The organism is Maribacter algicola (assembly GCF_003933245.1).
GTDB lineage: Bacteria > Bacteroidota > Bacteroidia > Flavobacteriales > Flavobacteriaceae > Maribacter > Maribacter algicola.
In genome coordinates this window covers 1,583,813-1,605,375 of the sequence record NZ_QUSX01000001.1, presented here as the reverse complement: position 1 = coordinate 1,605,375, position 21,563 = coordinate 1,583,813, and the positions used below count along the sequence as shown (strand labels likewise).

Here is a 21,563-nt window from a genome sequence, read left to right as displayed (position 1 = left end):
TAATGACCGCTAATAAAGAGGTTTTTGTGGAGCGGCAGATTACCTTTACCAAAGGTTTATGTTCAACTATTTATGCGTAAACTTAAAATTAGTCATTTGAAGAAGGTTAGCTTATTTTATATCCTATTGTGCTCACTGTTCGGCTTTGGTCAGGATAAAAAGGAATATCAAATACGGACCATCGCCTTCTATAATCTTGAAAACCTGTTCGACACCACCAATGACAGTTTGGTGTTTGACGATGACAGGACACCTACCGGAAAGGATAACTGGACCGAAGATCGCTATTGGAAAAAGATTGAAAATTTATCCAGAGTCCTATCCGATATAGGTTCCGATAATAACCCATCGGGTCCTGACTTGCTTGGTGTCTGTGAGGCAGAAAACCGAACCGTACTTGAGGATTTGATCAATCATCCCTTGCTTAAAAAAAGGCAATATGGAATCGTGCATTTCGACTCCCCCGATGAACGCGGAATTGATGTAGGTCTCCTTTTTGCAAAGTCCTCTTTTATCCCTATTTCCTTTGTAAGCAGAAGATTGCTGTTGACGAATGAAGAGGGGTTTAGGGATTACACTCGGGACCAATTGGTGGTGGAGGGTCTTTTGGACAACGAAAAGATATATGTTATCGTGAACCATTGGCCCTCAAGGAGCGGCGGAGAACTCAGAAGCAGGCCTTATAGATTGAAGGCGGCGGAATTGAACTGGAGAATTATTGATTCTTTGCGTTATCTAGACCCAAGTGCGAAGATTATTAGTATGGGCGATTTTAACGACGACCCCATAAGTCCCAGCTTTAAGAAAATACTGAAGGTAAGGGGTAAGGAGAAACAGCTGGATTCCTTAGGTCTCTTTGGGCCCATGGAAAATTTATTCAAAAAAGGTATCGGTTCTCTGGCCTACAGGGACCAATGGAACCTTTTTGACCAAATATACCTAACCGCCAATTTAGTCAACAACCCAAAAGGATACCGATTTTGGAAGGCAGATGTTTTTAACCCACCATACTTAATCGACCCAAAAGGAATGTATAAGGGCTATCCTTTACGTACCTACGCTGGCGGAAGTTATATTGGGGGCTATAGTGACCATTTCCCTGTATTTGTGCATTTGATAAGGGAAGTTAAGTAGAGAGATGTCTGCCTTAATCCAAAGGCGTCAATTCAATATTTTTCCATTTCACCTTGATACCCCCTCCATCGTGAATTTGAAGAAGAACGGAACCTTCCCCCTTACCAATTATTCGGTCCTTAAAGGAAACCATTTCCGTACCGTTGAGCCATGAGGTTATTTGTTTGCCATCCACCTTGATGGTCATGTGGTTCCAGTCCCCAAATTTTAAGGCCCCATCCTTTTCAGGCTTTGGTTTCTTCAACCATTGCCTTCCATAAGACTCATAAACTCCTCCCGTAAATTTGCCCGGTGGTGCGACCTCCACTTGCCAACCACTGACAGTAGTTCCTTCAACACTGGACCTAATAAAAACTCCACTGTTCCCATCGGCTTCCTGTTTAAAGTCCAAAACGAGAATGAAGTTTTTGTATTCCTTTTCAGTGCCCAAATATCCATAGCCAGCATCTTGCCCACTTTCACAAATTAAAAGTCCGTCTTCCACATACCATTTTTCGGTTCCAAAAACTTCCCAGCCATCTAAATTTTCACCGTTGAACAAGGAAATACTTTGGGCTTTAAGGAGACTGCCACAAAAAATCAATAAAACGATAGCCAATAATTTCTTCATGCCCCTAATTCTTAAAACCACTGACTCCATGGAATCCTACTTAAAATCAATATCAGACCTATTCCATAAAAAATGGCTATACTCTTGAACTTTTTATCGCCCTCAACAAATTTTTTGTGCCTGGACCATCCTATCGTTATGGCGGCAATGGCCAGTATGTTTATAAAGGGATGTTCAACGGCCAATAATCTGGCCGCGGAGGTTAGTCCTCCCATACCAAACTCCTGGATGGCGTTCAATCCGCTAGGGGAAATAAAGTACAGAATAAGGCCTACCAATAATTGAATGTGGCAGATTATCAAAGTGAAGAGACTTAATCTAAGGTCCTTGTTCATAGTGAAAACCCTTTTGCTAATCAATCCGCTAATGGCATTTATTACGGCAATGATCAATATTGCCAATGCTACATAGGCCAGATAGGAATGCAGCATTTGAATAGTTTCGTACATACTATTGTTTTAAATGAATTTTAAAAATAATGAATTTTAGGCATAAAAAACCCCGCAAAAAGCGGGGTTCCAATTTAGTTATTAAATACTAGTTGAAAAGATAACGGATTCCTACCTGTAGTCTCCAGGTGTCTCCTAAACTAGTGGAAGGTCTAAAACTCTCCCTAGGCAATTCAGAAGTTCCAGATATCGTATTCAATCTGTAAATTGGCTCATTAGCGGCATTTCTACCTCGATAGTTTAATATATTATTTTGCAATGCGAATTGAGGAACGCCCCAATCTGAATTGAACATATTACCAATATTCAAGAAGTCCAAAGACAACTGAATCTTATTTTTATTGTCCTTTGTCAGATTAATATCTTCCGTGATTCTTAAATCGTAACGATTGACCCATGGTAATTTTGCACCATTTCTTTCGGCAATAGTTCCACGGTTTTCACTCAAATATTCATCCTGTGCAATATAATTGTTCAATGCATTGATTTGGGCTTGTTCTGAAATAAATACACCATCAGCAGTATATTCTTCAAAATTAAGCTCAGAAGCGTCATTTGGAATGTATATTAACCTATTTGAATTATCTCCAAAGTTTCCAGAATATGTGTAGCTATACCTTCCATTTTCCCCACCTTGCCAAAATAATCCGATGGTAGTGTTATCTGTTTGATAGTTTAAATTGGCAATAAAACGGTTAGGTTGGTCAAAAGAAGCAAATCCCAATCTTGGTTTGTTTCTATCCTCCTGTACGGTGGCAGTCCATAGAGAACCGGCCTGAGACCCTCCGGATGCATCCAAATCCCTGGCCCTTGAAGCAGTATATGCGATCATTGCATAAAAACCATTATCGAATTGCTTTTGAAGTTGGGCCGTAAATGAATAGTAGTCTGCTTTCTCCTCCGCATTTGTCAATAAGAACACATTTCGGAAATCGGCATCATTGGAATATCCTCCATCCCAATAAGGACGTTGATCAGGACCAGCTAAATTTCCATCTGGCTCTCTTAATATAGGATTATAAACAATAGGCGTAGAAACGTCCTTGGAATAGATAAAGTCCAAAGTACCCGTAATGCCCCAAGGCAATTGTTGATCTACACCAATATTCGTACGCCAAACCTGTGGCAATTTGAAATCACGATCAGTGAGATTCAACTCATTGGACAAAGTTTGACCTGGATTCGCTGGGTTTCCAAAAGTTACGTCTGGATTGAACTGGTAGTTAGGGCCTAAAAAGTCCACAGCGTCCTGTCCTTCAAAACCAAGACCACCACGTACAACACCAGATCCATTGACCTGATTGCTCAACCACACGAAAGGGATACGACCAGAAAAAATACCGGTTCCACCTCGTAACTGAGTCTTGCCTTCCCCGTTCACATCCCAGTTGAAACCAACTCTTGGAGACCACAATGGTCTAACTTTAGGGAACTGGCTTACATCAGGAGTAAAGGTATTTCCATCCCCATCAGTGAAGGTTTTGTTCAAATCATCCAAAAGTGTATTCCTTGGAATATCAGTTGCGTAGAAAGGAAAATCAACTCGTAAACCTCCTGTCAATTTGAAATTATCATTTACTTGATACTCATCTTGAAAATAGACACCAAACTGACCAAAGTTGGTTTCATCCACTGGAGGTGTTGTTGAACCATCCAAGGCAAAACTTTTGGCGAAAGCGTCTGGATAAGCTCCTGGGGTACGGTTGATAACGGTCTCTACGAAACTGTCATAACTGGTAAACCTATAAAAACCATTGAATACAGGGTTAAAGGCATTTTTAAAGGTCATATACTCAAAGTTTGCACCAATTGTATATGTGTGGTCTCCTGAATATATGGAGAAGTTATTGGTTACGTTGAAAACATTGTTTTCCAATAGGTTTCCTACCGTAAACAATTCATTACCCAATGCAGTATAGTACAATAGGTTGCCAGAAGGATCCGGTTCCAACACTTCTATAAACGGAAAATCCTGACCTCCGGGAATCCCTCTTTTTGGATCCCTAATAGCCGTGTAACCTATATTCAATTGATTGGACATATTGTCCGCCACCTTAGCATTCCATTCACCTACCAAGGACTCTACCAAACGATCATTGGTGTAATTGGCATTGGCAAAAGTAATTGCTTCTATGCCAAACCTATCTGTATTTCTATAACGAGTTGCCAAGAATCGATTTGAGTTACCATTAATGGACACATCTTCAGCTGAAGCATATCTATTATAGCGTAAAGAGAATTTATTGTTTTGATTCAAGTTGTAGTCCAATCGTGCATTGAACCTTGTCTGTTCTGAAGCAAATGGATAATTTTCATAAGGACCGGTCTCATAACCATAAAGACTTTGCATGCTTTCACGAATAAAATCCAATTCTGAAGCGGGAACCCTAGAAATAGTTAAACCATCTGGAGTTAATCCACCTCTCGCAGCTTGTCTTGTAAAACCTGGTACCGCTTCCTGCTCCTCTTCATAACTTACAAAGAAAAAAAGTTTGTCCTTTACAATGGGTCCTCCAAGACTAACACCCTTTATATCATTTTGAGCATCTCCACGGTTTAGCTCTAAGTCCCTTAACTTATTACCCTGCATCTGATCATTCCTTAAATAATAATATGCAGAACCCTTAAATTCGTTGGTTCCTGATTTTGTAACGGCATTTACGGATGCACCAGTAAAACCAGCCAAACGCACGTCAAAAGGGGCAAGGTTTACCTGTACTTCCTCAATTGCGTCTAAGGAAATTGGGTTAGATCCTGCAAACTGACCTGATCCAAGTCCAAAGTTGTTGTTGTAAATATTTCCATCAATGGTATAATTGTTGAAACGACTTGAAGTACCAGCGAACGAAGTACCATTTGATTGCGGAGTAAGCCTTGTAAAGTCATTGATACTTCTACTAATAGTAGGCAATGCATCAATTTTTTCTCTTGAAAGGTTTGTTGTTGGTCCCGTTCTATCAGGATCGATAATTTCCCCTCTTTGCGAGGTTACAACCACCTCTTCTAGTTCGACACCTTCTGATAGGTTGACCTTAAGGTTGTAACTTTGGCCCAAACCAAGGGTTATCCCTTCAAAAGTCTTATCCTGAAAACCAACATAAGTTACTTTTACCGTGTAAGGTCCCCCTACACGAATATTTGGCAGGTAAAATCGTCCCTCCTCATTTGAAATGGCCCCATATACGGTTCCAGAAGGAGTATGGGTCGCAACAATGTTCGCTCCGAATAAGGATTCACCTGCCTCATCAGAAACAGTACCTTGCATACTTGAGGTAGTTACCCCCTGTGAAAACGCAGTTACGGTCAGTAGAAATGCCGCAATTGCAAAGTAGATTTTTTTCATTTTTTCTTGTATTTGTTAGTTTTTAAACCGGTGCAAAAATCTCGTATTTTTAGACTTTCAACGTTAAGGGAACGTTAAATCACCATGTTAAATTTACTACAATAAATAAGAAAAAAAGACTGATTATGAAGAAGTTATAAACTTATATTTCAAAATAAGAATAGTGCAGATCAACTCTTAAAATATTGCAATAGTCGTAATGTAGAACTGTCATGTGGCGCAATTTTATCACCCTCTATATCCTTTAAAATAGTCCCCGCCAACTGCTTCCCCAATTCAACCCCCCATTGATCATAACTAAAGATGTTCAAAATGATACCCTGGACAAAAATCTTATGCTCGTAAAGGGCGATTAATGCCCCCAAGCTTTTAGGTGTCAAGATATCTATCATGATGGTATTTGTAGGCTTGTTGCCTTCAAAAACCTTGAAGGGAGCCAATTGTTCGACATCTTTTTTAGGGGTGCCCTTTTCTTGTAATTCTGCAATCGCTTCTTGAAGGGTTTTTCCGTTCATCAAAGCTTCCGTTTGGGCAAAGAAATTTGCCATTAGCTTATTATGATGGTCGGAATCCCCATGCAAGGATTTTTTAAAGCCGATAAAATCTACAGGTATAAGTTTGGTTCCCTGGTGTATCAACTGGAAAAAAGCGTGTTGTGAGTTGGTGCCAGGCTCTCCCCATATAATAGTTCCCGTTTCATAGTTGACCCGTTTCCCATTTCTGCCAACACTCTTACCGTTGCTTTCCATGATTCCTTGTTGCAAATAAGCGGAAAATCGGCTTAAATATTGGGTATACGGAATGATAGCTTCTGTTTCGGCCTGATGAAAATTATTATACCAGATGCTCAAGAGTGCCATCAATACCGGTAGGTTTTCCTTGAATTCCGTTTCCTTAAAATGGACATCCATTTCATTGGCTCCCTGTAACATGGAATCGAAGTTTTCGTAACCAACCGCAAGGGCTATGGAAAGTCCTACGGCACTCCACAATGAGAATCTTCCTCCTACCCAATCCCACATAGGGAAAACATTGGTATCTGAAATGCCAAATTCGGCTATTTTCTCAGTATTGGTAGAAACAGCAGCAAAGTGTTTTGCTATATCCTCTTGTGAGGCATATTGCAAGAACCACTTTTTGATAGTGGTGGCGTTACTCAAGGTTTCCTGTGTGGTGAAAGTTTTAGATACCACTACAAACAAGGTAGTTTCAGGATTTAGGGTTTTCAAGACCTCATGAACGTGGTCCCCGTCCACATTGCTGACAAAATGAACGTTCAGATGGTTCTTATAGAATTTTAAGGCTTCGGTCACCATAGCGGGCCCCAAATCAGACCCTCCAATACCAATATTTACAACGTCTGTAAAATTCTTTCCTGTATAGCCTTTGCTATTGCCATTTATAACGGACTCTGAGAATTCCTTTATATGCCTTTTTACTTCATAAATTTCCGGAACCACGTTTATGCCATCCACATAAATGGCGTCTGTTTCCTTTGCTCTCAAAGCGGTGTGCAATACGGCCCTACCTTCGGTTTGATTTATTTCATCACCCTTAAAATACTTCGCAATGGCTCCCTTTAAACCGACCTCTTCGGCCAAATCCAATAGCAATTGTAAAGTGTCTGTAGTTATCCTGTTCTTGGAATAATCCAAGAGGAAATCGTTCCAAGTTATGCTAAAGCGCTCGGCCCGCAATTCATCCTTACTGAACAATTCCTTAATGTGTAGGTCTTTTGTAGTATTATAGTGTTCTTTTAGATTGTTCCAAGCATTGGTGGTCGTTGGGTCAATATTATTTAGTGCCATCTATTTCATTAAGTGTTAGCAATTCATCTTCTTCGATCTTTTCTGGGAAAACTATGCAATCCAGCTGTTCCTTTATAGGATTTATGTGGGCATAGAAAGCTGGTCTCAAAGCCTCGGCAAGGGGTTCCACCTGTGGTAGTTCCTCCCTTAGAGGGTCTACCTGTTTGCCATTTTTCCAGAAGCGATAACATACGTGAGGTCCTCCGGTATTTCCAGTCATCCCGACCCAACCAATGACATCGCCTTGACGCACGAACTGCCCCTTTTTCACGTTCTGGTTTTTCATGTGCAGATATTGGGTGGAATAGGTCTCGTTATGCCTGATTTTTACATATTTCCCGTTACCGCCCCTCCTGGTAGATTCCGTTACGGTACCATCTGCAGTGGCTAGTATTGGGGTTCCAATAGGTGCGGCAAAATCCGTTCCTTTATGGGGTCTTACTTTATAACCATAGTACCGAATTCTTCGTTTTAGGTTATATCTAGATGACAATCTACCAAATTCCACAGGCATTTTGAGGAAGGCGCGTCTAAGGTTATTGGCCTCATGATCATAATAGTCCACTTGATTTTTTAAAGAGTCGGCTTCATAGGCAAACGCATAAAGAGGAATTCCATTATGTTCAAAAAAGGCGGCATTCAAAGGTTCAGAACCTGCATAAACAGTATCATTGATATATTTCTCCTTATAGATAATCTTGAACTTATCGTTTTTTTGAAGTCTTGAAAAGTCTATTGTCCAGGCAAAAACATTGGCAAGATTGTGCGTAACACTGTAATCTATACCTTGATTCAAAATGGCCTCTGACAAATTGGTCTCTATGATACCGGAAACTTCCCTTTCCACATACTTCACTCTCTTTTTACCTTTATAAACCTGTACGCTGTCCCTAAAGTCCACTACGGTATAATCAATGGGATTATTTTGATATATGAAGACTTGCGCCTGTTCAGAAGTATCCTTTGATTTAAGTATCAAATATGGTTTGCCAACACGTATTTTTCGAACGTCAAAGGTATCCCGGAATTTTTCTGAGATTGTCGCTATTTTAGGATATTCCACCTTGTTTTTTAGCATCAGCTCCCCAAAGCTATCACCGTATTTGATAGTGTCATGATGTACGTTGAATTCCTTGAAATTAAAACCAAATCTTGTAACTATAGGATCTTCGATAGGACTGATTTTTAATGCATCATGGTTTACGACAACCTTTTCTTCTTGACATGCCCCTAACAAAACCAACGTAAATATTATGCCCCAATATTTTCGCATGAGTCTAAGTATTTATTTTATTGGGGTTGTATATATGGTCTACCCATTGTTTGCCCCATTCGTTTAATTCCTCTTTCGTATGTATCCCTGGAAAGAACACTATTTTTTGAAAACTGGGCGGAAGATACTCTTTCCAATTTGTTCCACCGGTAGCGCTCAAATCCCCGGATTCCTTTCCTAAGTATCGATGGGCGGAGCCCATGTGCATCAATGGCCAATTTACGTTAGCGTTAAGGTCCATCGTCTTTAATGCTTCGAGCAACTCTTTGTTTTTTCTAGCCTGATCCGGCAAAGCTAAGTATTTATGATAGATGGTGTTGTTTAACAATTGCTTTGCCGTACGCACCAATCTAGGAGTATACCTATATTCAAATTGCTTTAAGGTCAGGGTCTTTTCTCCCGTTGAAACATCCGTTGCCCCTTTTTTCCAATAGATATTTTCGTAAAGTTCCTCTACGGTATTGTCCGAAGAAAACTGTTCCCTTTGCGACTCATGCACCAAATTTTCAAGCGGTGTGGCATAAATCTCGATCATTCTGAATTGTGCCGACTGAAATCCACTAGCGGGCAAAAGGGCCATTCTATATTGAAGAAACTGTTCCCGTTCCATACCCTTTATCATGATACTAAAGGAAGAAATAAGCGCCGTGTAATAACTGTTTATTCGCCGAAGTCTTTCTACAAAAAAATCAAGGTTCTGGGATTTGTCGTCCACCAATTGTTTTTGCTCGTGCAAAATGAGTTTAAAATACAACTCGGTTATCTGATGGTACATAATGAAGATTTCCTCGTCAGGAAAATGCGTTCTTGGCACTTGAAGGCTAAGTAGGGTATCCAAGTGGATGTAGTCCCAATAGGTCAAATATCGTTGATATAATAACCCATCCAAGTAAGAGCTAAGATCTTGGCCAGAATCCCTATACTTTTCCTCAAGTTTTAAAATTTGAGATTTGACCCGCTCCTTGTCCTCCATTCTAAATTAATCCATTAATATCTTGAATTGATGCTTTAGACCATTATAACCATCCAAATCTGCCTTAATGGCACCAACCGCTAAATCTGCTTTAATCCTGATAGGAATACGATTATCGTCATTGGAAACCCAAAGAGATAAGCTCTCCTGCTCCTTAAAGACCCTGCCGGATTGCACATAGGGCCTAAATTTCAGACATTCCACTTTTCCATACTTGGTGTTAACTATCTCATTCCCTAGGTATTTTAATTTGAAATTGAAAACACCATCATCATCATACAACATTTTTAAGTCAATGGCCTCACCCACTACCAAGTCTTCGGGATTATAATTGTTCCTTAAATAGTAAAAGGCGGAAATTAAATCCTGTATACTGTCCTGAAGGTCAAAATTAAACTTTTTATTGTTTTTTTTATCATTAAGTATGGCTTTGTCATTGGTATGGTCAAAGTTGATTTCCACATCTTTCGTATACCCCCCTTCATTTATCTTTCTTATAAATCTGTAAGGCTTGCCATCTTCCTTGTCAAAATAACTTTCATAGGTGTCATCCACCTTAAAAAAAATACTTGCAAATCCAGTGGTCTCGCCATGGCCTACAACATGGTAGACCGGAATGGAATCGATGGTCGCATTTTTTACATGAAGGGTAGCATAACTGGCGTTCAGGAAACCATAATGCATTCTGAACTTGAGCCATTCCCCAGATTTAAAGGCAGATTGCCGTGCTTGTGAGAATAGCATGTTTGTACCTATAAAAAGCAGTATGGCCAACACCTTTTTCATATCATTAATTTTATGTAAAAATACTATTCCGTTTTTCATGAAAAACATCCTTACAATAACTTAAACAAAATTTATTCCAAAGTATTGCACAAAAAAAGCCCAGTCGTATAACTGGGCTTTTCCTAAATAACCAACCAAACTTTAAATTATGAAAAACCAATACTTAAAGTTGTAAGGGAACCACCCCTTACGTCGGTAAAATTAAAACATACTCTTCTTCTAGGGTAGGTTTTAACTTACTTTAACTTTCAACTTAACAGTAATTCACATTTAAGAGTCAGATTTATGAATCCCTTAAGAAAATTGCCCGTAATACCTAACTTTACAAATCAAAACCAATAGCCAATGCTGAAAAAAAAGTTTGAATTATTTGCCTCTGGGGACCAAGAATAGAGTACCTGGATTGGCCCAATAAAAGATTCCCAACCATATCCAATTCCATAGCCAGAAAAATCCGGGGCGGTAAACCATTCTCCCGTTCTAAATATATCATCCTCCACATTGGCGTAATTCGCCGCCAAAAGTAAATGGTTTTTGGGGTAGAATTCAAAGTCGAGCCTTCCATAGGCCTTAACAAAACTATTTCCGGGAAGACTTAAAAAATCATATCCAAAAAATGGGGTGAAATTATTTATCAGGTCCGTCCCAAATCCTCCCAAAACAAAATCGAAGGTTGTTACGCCTGAGGTTCCCAATTTAAAGCCACCTTCGGTTTCTATGTTCATTGAAAGATTTTTAAATATTGGGAAAGCGGCTCCTAATTTTGCCTTGGAAATTGAAAAATCCTTAAAATTCTGATTAAAGTCCGATGAAAGAATATAGTAATGCATATCCCCATCAAAATACAATCCCCTAGTTGGAAAGTACCTATCGTCATAGGTGTCCAACTTTAAATTTCCAAATACACTAAAAAAGCTCCCATTTTCGAAATAGAACCGTTCATCCGAAGCGGTATTAGTAAGATTTTCCTCTACCCCGGAAAAGGGTTCAATGGTTCGTGTGCTGTATTTCAAATATTTATATTCCGCTCCCAGCGTAAAGGCAAATTCCTCCCTAAGAACCGTTTGAATGTACAGTTGACTTGTAAAGTCAGAGACATCAAGGTTCAAGTTGTTCAAGTTCGTTCCAAAGGGTACATCAAAATTTTGACGTATCAAATCAAAGTTTATGTCCTGCGTAAAGGCACTGAACCTTGAGTTCAACCCAAAGCTCCAATAGGATCCCTTGTCCACATAATATTGAAAATTGTACCTAACATTGTCCCCAAGAATAAGGTCAAAGGAGGCTACATCATCCTGTAGGGCCAAATTTCTTTTTGTGAAATTAATTATCGCGGCACTTTTATAAAGATCGTCATAGTGCGCGCCCAACCTAATGAACAAGGTATTAGGGGTCTCATCCAATCGCATTATCAAATCCTCCCCGGGACCATTAGAGACCAATTTGTACCTATTTGTGGTAAAATTACCGGTAGCGGTCAAATTGCTAATTCCCTGCTGTAGTTTTTTGAACGTGATTGGTTCTGCCAAATTAAACCGAAGCTTTCCCTTCACATACCCCCTTGTATGTTGGTTGTTGCCATTAATGATCAATCTATTGATGGTTATGGAGTCGTTGAGGCCTTTATAGTCTATTGGGTTCCTAACCACGGTCCCTTTGCTTGAAATCTCTTTAAGATCTTCGAGTTTTTCCTTGGCCGCGGTTACCCCTTTTTCAATAATCGCGTCAGCTTTGTCAAATTCTATTACTGAAAAGGCTTCAATATCCGGTTTTATATAAATATCCGTTTTTTTGGACTTTTCCATCATATCCCTTACGGTCCTGTAATTATTGATCTGTGATAATATTTCCGTTGCGGACAATAGAGCGTCCCTTTTGGAAAGATCGTGCTGCACGTCAATGCCAATAATTACATCCGCACCCATATTTCTTACCTTATCAATTGGATAATTATTGACGACTCCACCATCGATCAAGACCCTGCCGTCAATACTGGAGGGCTCAAACAAGGATGGCAAGGTACCGCTGGCCATTATGGCCTGTGGTAAGTAACCTGAATCCAGGACAACTTCCTCGCCTGTTTCAATATCCGTGGCAATGCAGACGAAAGGGATCGGAAGCTGGGAAAAATCGTTTACGTCCTTTACATGGTACAATAACCTGACAAGTTCGTTGTAAATGTTCTGCCCTCCTGAAAATGCAGTAGGTACACTGACCTTGAAATTGTCAAAAGGCAATGTCAATGCATAGCGTTCGGAATCTTCTTTCTCATAAAAGGTCTTGGCGTTCCTAGGCAAATTATCCTGAATCAAATTGACAAAATCCGTCGCCCTAAAAATAGAATCCAATTGATCCGCCGTGTATCCTGCGGCGTACAATGCCCCCACAATGGCACCCATACTGGTTCCGCCAACATAATCAATTTCTACACCCGCTTCCTCAATTACCCTTAAGGCCCCAATATGCGCCAATCCTTTGGCACCACCCCCACTGAGTACGAGTCCAACTTTCTGTTTTTTTGATTCATGGTTTTGACCCGGGCAATTCAAGGTAAAAAGAAACAAAAGGAGCAATACAGCACCCTTGCCTATCCATCGTGCCCATATTTCTAATTCAATGAAACGAACCATATATTTTTTTTGCCTTGGAAGCACCCACTACTTCGGTTAAATGTTCTAAGGAAGCTTCCTTGATCCGTTTAACGGATTTGAATTTCTTCAACAAATCCCGTGCTGTTTTTTCACCTACCCCTTCAATATTTTCCAATTCTGAATTGATAGCACTTTTGCTCCTTTTATTTCTATGAAAAGTTATACCAAATCTGTGAGCTTCGTTTCTTAAATGTTGGATAATCTTCAAACTTTCCGATTTTTTATCCAGGTAAAGCGGAATGGAATCCTCCGGAAAATATATCTCCTCAAGCCGCTTCGCAATGCCTACAATCGCTATTTTGCCTCGAAGACCCAAAGCATCCAAACTTTTCAATGCCGAGGAGAGCTGACCCTTGCCCCCATCAATTATTATCAATTGAGGTAATGGTTCCTCCTCCTCCAAGAGCCTTTTATACCTTCTGAATACAACCTCCTCCATAGAAGCAAAATCGTCCGGTCCCGTTACGGTCTTTATATTAAAATGTCTGTAGTCCTTCTTACTTGGTTTGCCATCCTTAAAGACGACACAGGCCGCCACGGGATTGGTGCCTTGTATATTACTGTTATCGAAACATTCTATATGCCTGGGCTCTTCGGACAATCTCAAATCTTTCTTCATTTGGGCCATAATCCTATTGGTATGTCGATCAGGGTCAATGATCTTTATTTGATTAAACCGTTCCTGTCTGAAAAATTTGGCGTTTCGTTCAGATAGTTCCAGCAAACGTTTTTTGTCACCAAGCTTTGGTATGGTTATTTTTAAGGTTGCATCCAATGCAACATCAAAAGGAAGATAAAGTTCCTTGGACTGCGAATTGAATCGCTGTCTGATTTCCACGATGGCCAATTGAAGTAAGTCTTCATCAGATTCATCCAATTTCTTTTTGATCTCCATGGTATGGGACCTGATAATAGATCCGTGGGACAATTGAAGAAAATTCACATAGGCAAGGGCGCTATCGGAAATTATCGTAAATACATCCACATCGCTAATTTTTGGGTTAACGATAGTAGACTTTACTTGGTAATTTTCAAGAACATCGATCTTGTCCTTTATACGCTGGGCCTCCTCATAGCGCATCTCCTCTGCCAAGGATTTCATTTGACCCTTGAAATATTGAAGAGAAGACTTAAAATTCCCTTTTATGATTTCCTTTATATCGGCAATCTGTCTATCATATTCCTCGGAACTCTGAAGACCTTCACATGGTCCTTTACAATTGCCCAAATGGTATTCCAAACAGACCTTATACTTACCTGCCTTAATTTTCTCATTGGACAGATCATACGTACAGGTCCTGAGCGGATACACACTTTTTATAAGGTCCAAAAGTGTCCTAACCGTCTTCATGCTAGTATAGGGGCCATAATAATCAGAACCGTCCTTTATGACGCGTCTTGTGGGAAACAGTCTTGGGAACCGCTCATTCTTTAGACACAACCACGGATAGGACTTATCATCCTTGAGCAAAACATTATAGCGTGGTTTGTATTCCTTAATCAGATTGTTTTCTAGTAAAAGCGCGTCTGACTCCGTTGGCACAACAATGTGCTTGATGCCCCGTATTTTTTTAACAAGTACCCTTGTCTTCCCGTATTCATGATTTTTATTAAAATAGGACGAAACCCGCTTTTTTAGATTTTTCGCCTTCCCAACGTACAAAATTTTATCGTCCTTGTCATAAAACTGATACACGCCAGGTCCATTGGGCAGTGCGGTTAACTGGACGTCAATTGGAATTTGGGACATACTACTTTTGAACTAATTCTTAAATCGATGGATTTGAATTTACATGCTTTTCTTGAAACAGCTAAAATTTTCTAGGTATTTTAACTTCAAAAAAAAAGAATTACGATATAAAGGATGGTGGCTAAACAATTGTTGGAATTGTTCAAAAAATTAACGGTAGTTTGTCAAATTGGAATTAAAAAAAGATTGATTCTATGTGGTTTTGTGTAAAATATTGATTATTAGGGAATTATATTATTATAGATGAAATTTATATTCTCTTATCTGTTAATTTTCATATAAAATTGTGCTTTTTAACGACAAAAATGTGCTTTTCAAGGAGATTTAATAATTTTTTTACTTACATTTAAACTGAAACGGAACCTCAAATACTTTTTGTTTAATATATGGAAAGCTACATTTTAACACTCGGAACCTACCTCATCTTAATGTTATTTTTTAAAGTTTTCTTTGCTGTGGCAGGAAAAGATTAAATAGTGCCCAAGGTACTTCAAATCATTTTTCAATTATGTTGAAGAAAGATTTGCGTTTAAAATATTCAGCTCTTAGAAAACAGCTCTCCGTAAGTCAGATTGCAGCCAAAAGTCTTGATATATCCAACAAGGCATTAGAACTTCCCATTTGGTCAAAAGATTATTACCATCTTTTTCTTCCTATACCTTCAAAACATGAGGTGGATACCATCAATTTACTGTCCATATTGCAGGGAAAGGATAAATATATCGTCGTCCCAAAAGTACAGCAGAACGTATTAGAACATTTCCTACTCACAGATAACACCAAATTCAAAAACAATTCTTGGGGCGTTCCAGAACCCGTAGATGGTATAAAGGTTGAACCGGATAAAATGGATGTGGTATTCATTCCCCTATTGGCTTTTGATATAAATGGACACAGGGTTGGCTATGGCAAAGGATTCTATGATAACTTCTTGGCAAGCTGTAAACCAAATGTATTAAAAGTGGGGCTCAGTTTTTTTGAAGCGGAACCTTTAATAAGCGATGCCTTCCCTGGAGATGTTCCTTTGGATTATTGTATAACTCCCCAAAAAAATTATTCGTTTATTGACCCTTGAGGATTTTCAGTATTTTCTGAAATTTCAACTACAGTTTCTTCCTCCTCGTTCTTTCCAAATGCCCTTTTATTAAAAACCAATAAAATCCCAACCCCGGTACTTATGGCCGTATCCGCAATGTTAAAGACGGGCTCGAAAAAACGAAAATTACTACCGCCAACAAAGGGCATACATTCCGGCCAAGTCGTATCCACTAAAGGAAAATAGAGCATATCCACAACTTTACCATAAAAGACCTTTCCATAAGGTTCATCGGAAAACAAAGTCGCTACATGATTGTAGCTATCATCGAAAATGAGACCGTAAAAAACAGAATCCAATATATTTCCCAGGGCCCCCGCGAATATTAAGGAAACCGCAACTATCAATGTTTTTGAGGATTTTTTCTTAACAACATCGAACAACCAATAGCCGATCCCAAAAATGGCAAACAACCTGAAAATGGTGAGGACCAGCTTACCCGTAGCATCGGAAATAGGGAGCACATCACTTAGCTTGGCACCCCACGCCGCGCCTTCGTTCTCAATAAAAAGAATTTTGAACCAACTGAAGACATCAACAGATTCACCCAATACGAAGTTTGTCTTAATGTATATTTTGCTCCATTGGTCTATAAGGAGAATCAAAACTATTAATAAAATGGATTTTTTTAGGTTCATGAGCTTTTCAACGGCGCAAAAATAGAAATATTATTCGGTTTTGTTCAGTATGATATTTCCGGTGACCGAATTTAACTTATAACTGTTGAAGCCATTAGGTATAGTATCCTTTTTATATTGGCCATATTTTGTTTCTGCCGATATGGTTGCCCTATTGGCATATACCACAATGTTGCCACTTTGGGTTCTTACGTTTACCGCTTGAGAAATATTATGTAATTCACAGGTTCCATCAGAAAGGGTGACATCAAGTTTCAAGTAATCGCCAAAGGCGATGACCCGGGAGCTATTTCCAAAAACTTGCACGCTTTTGTATTTAGGAAGTTTAATTTTTAATGCAATGGAGACCACTTTGTGTGCACTTAGTTTATCGTTGGGGTTTTTAAAGACGGGTTGGAAGCCGGCGCCAAGTACCAATGTATTGCCCACTTCAGAGACCTTCATTTGAAGATCGTCACTGTATTCGCCATCCATTTGGGCATCAACCTCTATTTCCTCGTTATCGCCAGTTTCCAAAATGACCTCGTAACAGTTTTCCGCGTTGACCTGTATCAACTTTACGGATTCGCCCAACAAAACTTTGTGCACCTTCTTTTGAGCGGTAACCTGTGCTGCGATCAGGAGAAGAACTAAGGGAAATAATTTCAAAACGGACCATTAAAAAACGCCCCGGAAGGCGTTTCGATTATTTTTGCATATTCTTGGCTTCTATACTCAAGGTGGCATGCGGCACCAATTTCAAACGCTCCTTATTTATGAGTTTGCCCGTTATCCGGCAAATGCCGTAAGTTTTGTTCTCAATTCTGAGAAGCGCATTTTTTAAGTCCCTGATGAACTTCTCCTGCCGAATGGCCAATTGGGTATTCGCTTCCTTGCTCATAGTTTCTGAACCTTCCTCAAAGGCCTTGAAGGTTGGGGAGGTGTCATCGGTACCGTTATTTCCATCGTTCATATAAGAGCTTTTAAGAAGCTCCAAATGACTTTTAGCCTTTTCTATTTTCTCTTCTATCAATTCCTTGAACTCCGCCAAATCCTTGTCCGAGTATCTTACTTTTAAATCTTCTGCCATCTCGTTAATGTTTTGCAATAAACAATTTAGTGTTCACTTCATCGAAGGCAATTTCAGTGCCATTCTCTAAATATTCCTCAAAATTCAATTCTGCTGTCAAAGTTTCCGCCTTTATATAACTAAGATTACTGGTTACGGCCTGCTCTACAAATCCGTCCTTCTGCATCTTTATGTCAATTTTGTCTGTCACTTCAAAACCAGATTCCTTTCTTAAATTCTGGATCCTGTTGACCAGTTCCCTAGCGATGCCTTCCTTCTTTAGGTCATCATTAATGGTGATATCCAATGCGACCGTTGTTTTGCCGGATGAGGCCACCAACCAGCCCTCAATATCCTGGGAACTTATCTCTACATCCTGAAACTGTAAAATAATGTTTTTATTTTCTATTTGAAGGGATAATTCGCCTTCTTGTTCAATTTTTTGGATATCTTCCTGATTTAGAGCATTTATCGCGTTTGCGATTTGCTTCATTTCTTTGCCGAACCTTGGTCCCAAGGTCTTGAAATTAGGTTTAATGCGTTTTACCAAAACCCCTGAAGCATCGTCCAAAAGTTCTATTTCCTTAACATTTACCTCCGACTTTATTAAGTCCGATACCGCCAAAATATCCATTCTGTCCTGCTCGTCCAAAATAGGAATCATGATTTTTTGGAGCGGTTGCCTCACCTTTATCTTTTCCTTTTGCCGAATCGATAAAACCAAGGACGATATCGTTTGGGCCTTTTGCATCTTTTGTTCCAAGGCAGAATCGATCATATTTTTATTCGACGTTGGGAAATCTGCCAAATGGACACTTTCAAAGGGTTCCAAATTGGTCGTAGCGATCAGGTCTTTGTAGAGCCTGTCCATAAAGAAAGGTGCCACGGGCGCGGAAAGTTTGGCTACCGTTACCAAACAGGTATAGAGTGTTTGATAGGCAGCGATCTTGTCCTTTTGGTAATCCCCTTTCCAGAACCTTCTTCTGCACAGGCGAACGTACCAATTGCTTAGGTTTTCCTGTACGAAATCTGAAATTGCCCTCGTAGCCTTGGTAGGTTCATAATCTGCATAGGCATCATCTACAAAAGCGATTAATGAATTGAGTTCGGACAATATCCATCTATCTATTTCCGGTCTTTCCTCCACGGGTATATTTTCCTCGGAAAAGCTAAAGGCATCGATATTTGCGTACAGGGCAAAAAATGAATACGTATTGTAAAGTGTCCCGAAGAATTTTCGCTTCACTTCAACAATGCCCTCGGGGTCAAATTTTAGGTTGTCCCATGGGTTCGCATTGCTGATCATGTACCAGCGAGTCGCGTCCGCACCATGCTCCTTCATCGTATCGAAGGGGTCTACGGCGTTGCCCAATCTTTTGGACATTTTTTTCCCTTCCTTGTCAAGCACAAGTCCGTTAGAAACCACGTTTTTATAGGCCACGGAATCGAACACCATGGTGCCTATGGCATGTAGGGTGTAAAACCATCCCCTCGTCTGATCAACACCTTCCGCAATAAAATCGGCTGGAAAGGTCTTGCCCGTGTCGATGAGTTCCTTGTTTTCAAATGGATAGTGCCATTGCGCATAGGGCATGGAACCACTATCGAACCAAACATCGATCAAGTCGCTTTCACGCTTCATGGGTTTCCCCAATGGCGAAACCAAGGTGATCTGATCTACAATATTTTTGTGCAGGTCTATCCTTTCATAGTTTGCTTCGGACATATCGCCTACCACAAAGTCCTCAAAAATATCCTTTTCAAGTATGCCGGCTTCCATGGCCTTTTGCATTTCCAACTTCAACTCAGAAACAGAGCCGATTATCAGTTCCTCCTTACCATCACTGGTTCTCCAGATGGGCAAAGGAATGCCCCAATACCGCGACCTGGATAAGTTCCAATCGTTTGCGTTCGCCAACCAATTTCCAAACCGTCCCTCACCAGTTGCCTTGGGTTTCCAATTGATGGACTGGTTCAACTCGAACATCCTGTCCTTAATATCTGTAACCTTTATAAACCAGGAGTCCAAAGGGTAATACAAAATAGGCTTATCGGTACGCCAACAGTTGGGATAACTGTGCACATATTTTTCAACCTTAAAGGCCTTGTTTTCCTCTTTGAGTTTAATGGCAATCTCCACATCAACGGAACGCTCTGGAGCTTCCCCCTCCTCATAATATTCGTTCTTTACATATTTTCCACCGAGTTCCTTTAACTCCGGTCTAAACCTCCCCTGCAAATCTACAAGCGGGACAAGGTTCGCATTTTCGTCCAATACCAACATGGGAGGTATTTCCGGAACGGCCTGCTTTGCCACAAAGGCATCATCAGCGCCAAAAGTTGGGGCCGTATGTACAATACCCGTACCGTCTTCCGTAGTTACAAAATCACCGGAAATTACCCGAAATGCATTCTCTGCATTTTCATAGGGAAGTACATAATCCAAAAGCTGTTCGTATCGAATGCCTACAAGGTCTATTCCCTTAAATTCCTTTACCTGATAGAATGGAATCTTTTTGTCCTCCTTCGTATAGCCGATTAAATCTGATTTTTCCGAAACCTCAAAATATTTTCCTGCAAATTGCTTACCTACCAAGTTTTTGGCAAGTATGACATTCATAGGTTCAAATGTATACTGGTTATAGGTCTCTACCATTACATAATCAATCTTGGGGCCAACGGTTAAAGCCGTATTGGAGGGAAGTGTCCACGGTGTTGTTGTCCATGCCAAAAAATAAATGGTTCCCTCATTTTTAAGGAAGTCTGGCAAGGTTTCCTCCAAAGCCTTAAATTGGGCCGTTACGGTAGTATCCGTAACATCTTGATAGGTACCTGGCTGGTTCAGTTCATGAGAACTTAATCCGGTACCCGCTTTTGGAGAATACGGCTGTATGGTGTACCCTTTATATATGAGTCCTTTCTCATAAATCTGTTTCAACAACCACCAAACAGATTCCATGTATTTGGATTTATAGGTAATGTAAGGGTCGTCCATATCCACCCAATACCCAACTTGCTCGGTCATGGCGTTCCAAACATCCGTATAGCGCATTACCGCCTTCTTACAGGCTGCATTATATTCCTCTACGGAAATTTTTACACCAATATCTTCTTTCGTAATCCCAAGTTCCTTCTCCACGCCCAATTCGATAGGAAGTCCGTGTGTATCCCAACCGGCCTTTCTTTTTACCTGAAAGCCCTTCATTGTTTTGTAGCGAGGGAAAATATCCTTGATAGTCCGCGCCATTACGTGGTGGATACCCGGCATTCCATTCGCTGATGGTGGCCCTTCATAAAAGACATAGCTTTGTTTACCCTCCCTGGATGAAATACTCTTTTCAAAAATCTTGGCGGTCTTCCAGTAATTTAGAACTTCTTCTGCAACTTTAGGCAAGTCTAATCCCTTATATTCTGCGAACTTCATACGAAATGCTTATGGTTCTGGGTTTTAAGCCCGCAAAATTAATTAATTTAGTTGGAACTGTAGCCCTACCCCGCCATGAAATGGCTCAAATGGAAAATTCCCCAAAAGAGAATACAAGACCCTTGATCCAAAAAGGGTATTCCCTCGTATATACGGGTACAAACACTAAAAATTAACAACATGAAAAAATTAGTAGTAAGCACCGTATTGGTTTTGGCTTTGGGCGCTTCTTTTATTTCCTGTAGGGAAACGGCAGAAAAGGCGAAAGACGCAGCCACCCAAGCTGAAGAATCTTTGGAACAAACCGGAAATGACCTAAAAGAGGTTGGCGAAGACGCCATGGACAAGGCCAAGGAAGCTGGAGAAAGCATGAAGGAGGCAGGAGAGAAAGCCATTGACTCTGCCAAGGAAGCAGGCGAGGATGCTTTGGATTCCGCAAAAGAGGCCGGCGAAGAAGCTATGGACAAAGCAAAAAAAATTGGTGAGGATGTAAAGGACGCCACCAAGGAAGCGGCGGATAAAATTTCACAGTAAAAAACCTGTACTTTCTTAAAATAGGAAGCGTACAATTTCTAAACAA

General features: G+C 40.1%; 16 protein-coding genes. 3 read left to right on the top strand and 13 right to left on the bottom strand.

What is annotated here, in order from left to right:
* Positions 1 to 96: 96 nt before the first annotated feature.
* Positions 97 to 1,134, top strand: a complete 1,038-nt coding sequence (locus DZC72_RS06795; RefSeq protein ID WP_243641666.1) for an endonuclease/exonuclease/phosphatase family protein — start codon at positions 97 to 99, stop codon at positions 1,132 to 1,134.
* 13 nt (positions 1,135 to 1,147) lie between these two features.
* On the opposite strand, the gene DZC72_RS06790 is transcribed toward DZC72_RS06795, so the two are convergent.
* From DZC72_RS06790 to uvrC, 9 genes are all read right to left on the bottom strand, one after another.
* Entirely contained in the window at positions 1,148 to 1,744 is a 597-nt protein-coding gene (locus tag DZC72_RS06790; protein WP_125222094.1) for a 3-keto-disaccharide hydrolase, read from the bottom strand.
* A gap of 11 nt (positions 1,745 to 1,755) precedes the next feature.
* Positions 1,756 to 2,193, bottom strand: a complete 438-nt coding sequence (locus tag DZC72_RS06785) for a hypothetical protein (protein ID WP_125222093.1) — start codon at positions 2,191 to 2,193, stop codon at positions 1,756 to 1,758.
* 88 nt (positions 2,194 to 2,281) lie between these two features.
* Entirely contained in the window at positions 2,282 to 5,536 is a 3,255-nt protein-coding gene (locus tag DZC72_RS06780; RefSeq protein WP_125222092.1) for a TonB-dependent receptor, read from the bottom strand.
* A gap of 170 nt (positions 5,537 to 5,706) precedes the next feature.
* On the bottom strand, positions 5,707 to 7,344 hold the full coding sequence (pgi, locus tag DZC72_RS06775; RefSeq protein ID WP_125222091.1) for a glucose-6-phosphate isomerase: 1,638 nt from the start codon (positions 7,342 to 7,344) through the stop codon (positions 5,707 to 5,709).
* Entirely contained in the window at positions 7,331 to 8,617 is a 1,287-nt protein-coding gene (locus DZC72_RS06770) for a M23 family metallopeptidase (protein ID WP_125222090.1), read from the bottom strand. Before DZC72_RS06770 ends, pgi begins: the two co-directional genes overlap by 14 nt.
* A gap of 4 nt (positions 8,618 to 8,621) precedes the next feature.
* Positions 8,622 to 9,590, bottom strand: a complete 969-nt coding sequence (locus tag DZC72_RS06765; protein WP_125222089.1) for a tryptophan 2,3-dioxygenase family protein — start codon at positions 9,588 to 9,590, stop codon at positions 8,622 to 8,624.
* 6 nt (positions 9,591 to 9,596) lie between these two features.
* Positions 9,597 to 10,376, bottom strand: a complete 780-nt coding sequence (locus tag DZC72_RS06760) for a DUF3108 domain-containing protein (RefSeq protein WP_125222088.1) — start codon at positions 10,374 to 10,376, stop codon at positions 9,597 to 9,599.
* Between the two features lie 329 nt (positions 10,377 to 10,705).
* The gene (locus DZC72_RS06755; protein ID WP_125222087.1) at positions 10,706 to 13,006 is read right to left on the bottom strand and encodes a patatin-like phospholipase family protein; all 2,301 of its coding nucleotides are present in this window, start codon (positions 13,004 to 13,006) and stop codon (positions 10,706 to 10,708) included.
* Positions 12,990 to 14,777 (bottom strand): excinuclease ABC subunit UvrC, encoded by a 1,788-nt coding sequence (gene uvrC / locus DZC72_RS06750; RefSeq protein ID WP_125222086.1) that lies wholly within the window; start codon positions 14,775 to 14,777, stop codon positions 12,990 to 12,992. Before uvrC ends, DZC72_RS06755 begins: the two co-directional genes overlap by 17 nt.
* Positions 14,778 to 15,285: 508 nt before the next feature.
* On the opposite strand from uvrC, the gene DZC72_RS06745 reads away from it, so the two are divergent.
* Entirely contained in the window at positions 15,286 to 15,852 is a 567-nt protein-coding gene (locus tag DZC72_RS06745) for a 5-formyltetrahydrofolate cyclo-ligase (RefSeq protein WP_125222085.1), read from the top strand.
* Here the strand turns inward: DZC72_RS06745 and DZC72_RS06740 are convergent.
* The 4 genes from DZC72_RS06740 to ileS are packed head-to-tail and all read right to left on the bottom strand — an operon-like array spanning position 15,831 to position 20,983.
* Positions 15,831 to 16,511, bottom strand: a complete 681-nt coding sequence (locus DZC72_RS06740) for a lipoprotein signal peptidase (protein WP_125222084.1) — start codon at positions 16,509 to 16,511, stop codon at positions 15,831 to 15,833. The genes DZC72_RS06745 and DZC72_RS06740 overlap by 22 nt on opposite strands.
* A gap of 30 nt (positions 16,512 to 16,541) precedes the next feature.
* Positions 16,542 to 17,159, bottom strand: a complete 618-nt coding sequence (locus tag DZC72_RS06735; protein WP_125222083.1) for a hypothetical protein — start codon at positions 17,157 to 17,159, stop codon at positions 16,542 to 16,544.
* A gap of 37 nt (positions 17,160 to 17,196) precedes the next feature.
* Positions 17,197 to 17,580, bottom strand: a complete 384-nt coding sequence (locus DZC72_RS06730) for a TraR/DksA family transcriptional regulator (RefSeq protein WP_099544332.1) — start codon at positions 17,578 to 17,580, stop codon at positions 17,197 to 17,199.
* 4 nt (positions 17,581 to 17,584) lie between these two features.
* Positions 17,585 to 20,983 carry an isoleucine--tRNA ligase gene (gene ileS / locus DZC72_RS06725; RefSeq protein ID WP_125222082.1) on the bottom strand — a complete coding sequence of 1,133 codons (3,399 nt, stop codon included), beginning with the start codon at positions 20,981 to 20,983 and terminating at the stop codon, positions 17,585 to 17,587.
* Positions 20,984 to 21,163: 180 nt separating this feature from the next.
* On the opposite strand from ileS, the gene DZC72_RS06720 reads away from it, so the two are divergent.
* A complete protein-coding gene (locus DZC72_RS06720; RefSeq protein WP_125222081.1) occupies positions 21,164 to 21,517 on the top strand; it encodes a hypothetical protein in 354 nt (117 codons plus the stop codon).
* Positions 21,518 to 21,563 lie beyond the last annotated feature (46 nt).

What these genes read in the sequence shown, in the direction of transcription:
- DZC72_RS06790 (WP_125222094.1), bottom strand. Translation starts at nt 1,744, where the DNA reads ATGAAGAAATTATTGGCTATCGTTTTATTGATTTTTTGTGGCAGTCTC.
- DZC72_RS06785 (WP_125222093.1), bottom strand. Translation starts at nt 2,193, where the DNA reads ATGTACGAAACTATTCAAATGCTGCATTCCTATCTGGCCTATGTAGCA.
- DZC72_RS06780 (WP_125222092.1), bottom strand. Translation starts at nt 5,536, where the DNA reads ATGAAAAAAATCTACTTTGCAATTGCGGCATTTCTACTGACCGTAACT.
- pgi (WP_125222091.1), bottom strand. Translation starts at nt 7,344, where the DNA reads ATGGCACTAAATAATATTGACCCAACGACCACCAATGCTTGGAACAAT.
- DZC72_RS06770 (WP_125222090.1), bottom strand. Translation starts at nt 8,617, where the DNA reads ATGCGAAAATATTGGGGCATAATATTTACGTTGGTTTTGTTAGGGGCA.
- DZC72_RS06765 (WP_125222089.1), bottom strand. Translation starts at nt 9,590, where the DNA reads ATGGAGGACAAGGAGCGGGTCAAATCTCAAATTTTAAAACTTGAGGAA.
- DZC72_RS06760 (WP_125222088.1), bottom strand. Translation starts at nt 10,376, where the DNA reads ATGAAAAAGGTGTTGGCCATACTGCTTTTTATAGGTACAAACATGCTA.
- DZC72_RS06755 (WP_125222087.1), bottom strand. Translation starts at nt 13,006, where the DNA reads ATGGTTCGTTTCATTGAATTAGAAATATGGGCACGATGGATAGGCAAG.
- uvrC (WP_125222086.1), bottom strand. Translation starts at nt 14,777, where the DNA reads ATGTCCCAAATTCCAATTGACGTCCAGTTAACCGCACTGCCCAATGGA.
- DZC72_RS06745 (WP_125222085.1), top strand. Translation starts at nt 15,286, where the DNA reads ATGTTGAAGAAAGATTTGCGTTTAAAATATTCAGCTCTTAGAAAACAG.
- DZC72_RS06740 (WP_125222084.1), bottom strand. Translation starts at nt 16,511, where the DNA reads ATGAACCTAAAAAAATCCATTTTATTAATAGTTTTGATTCTCCTTATA.
- DZC72_RS06730 (WP_099544332.1), bottom strand. Translation starts at nt 17,580, where the DNA reads ATGGCAGAAGATTTAAAAGTAAGATACTCGGACAAGGATTTGGCGGAG.
- ileS (WP_125222082.1), bottom strand. Translation starts at nt 20,983, where the DNA reads ATGAAGTTCGCAGAATATAAGGGATTAGACTTGCCTAAAGTTGCAGAA.
- DZC72_RS06720 (WP_125222081.1), top strand. Translation starts at nt 21,164, where the DNA reads ATGAAAAAATTAGTAGTAAGCACCGTATTGGTTTTGGCTTTGGGCGCT.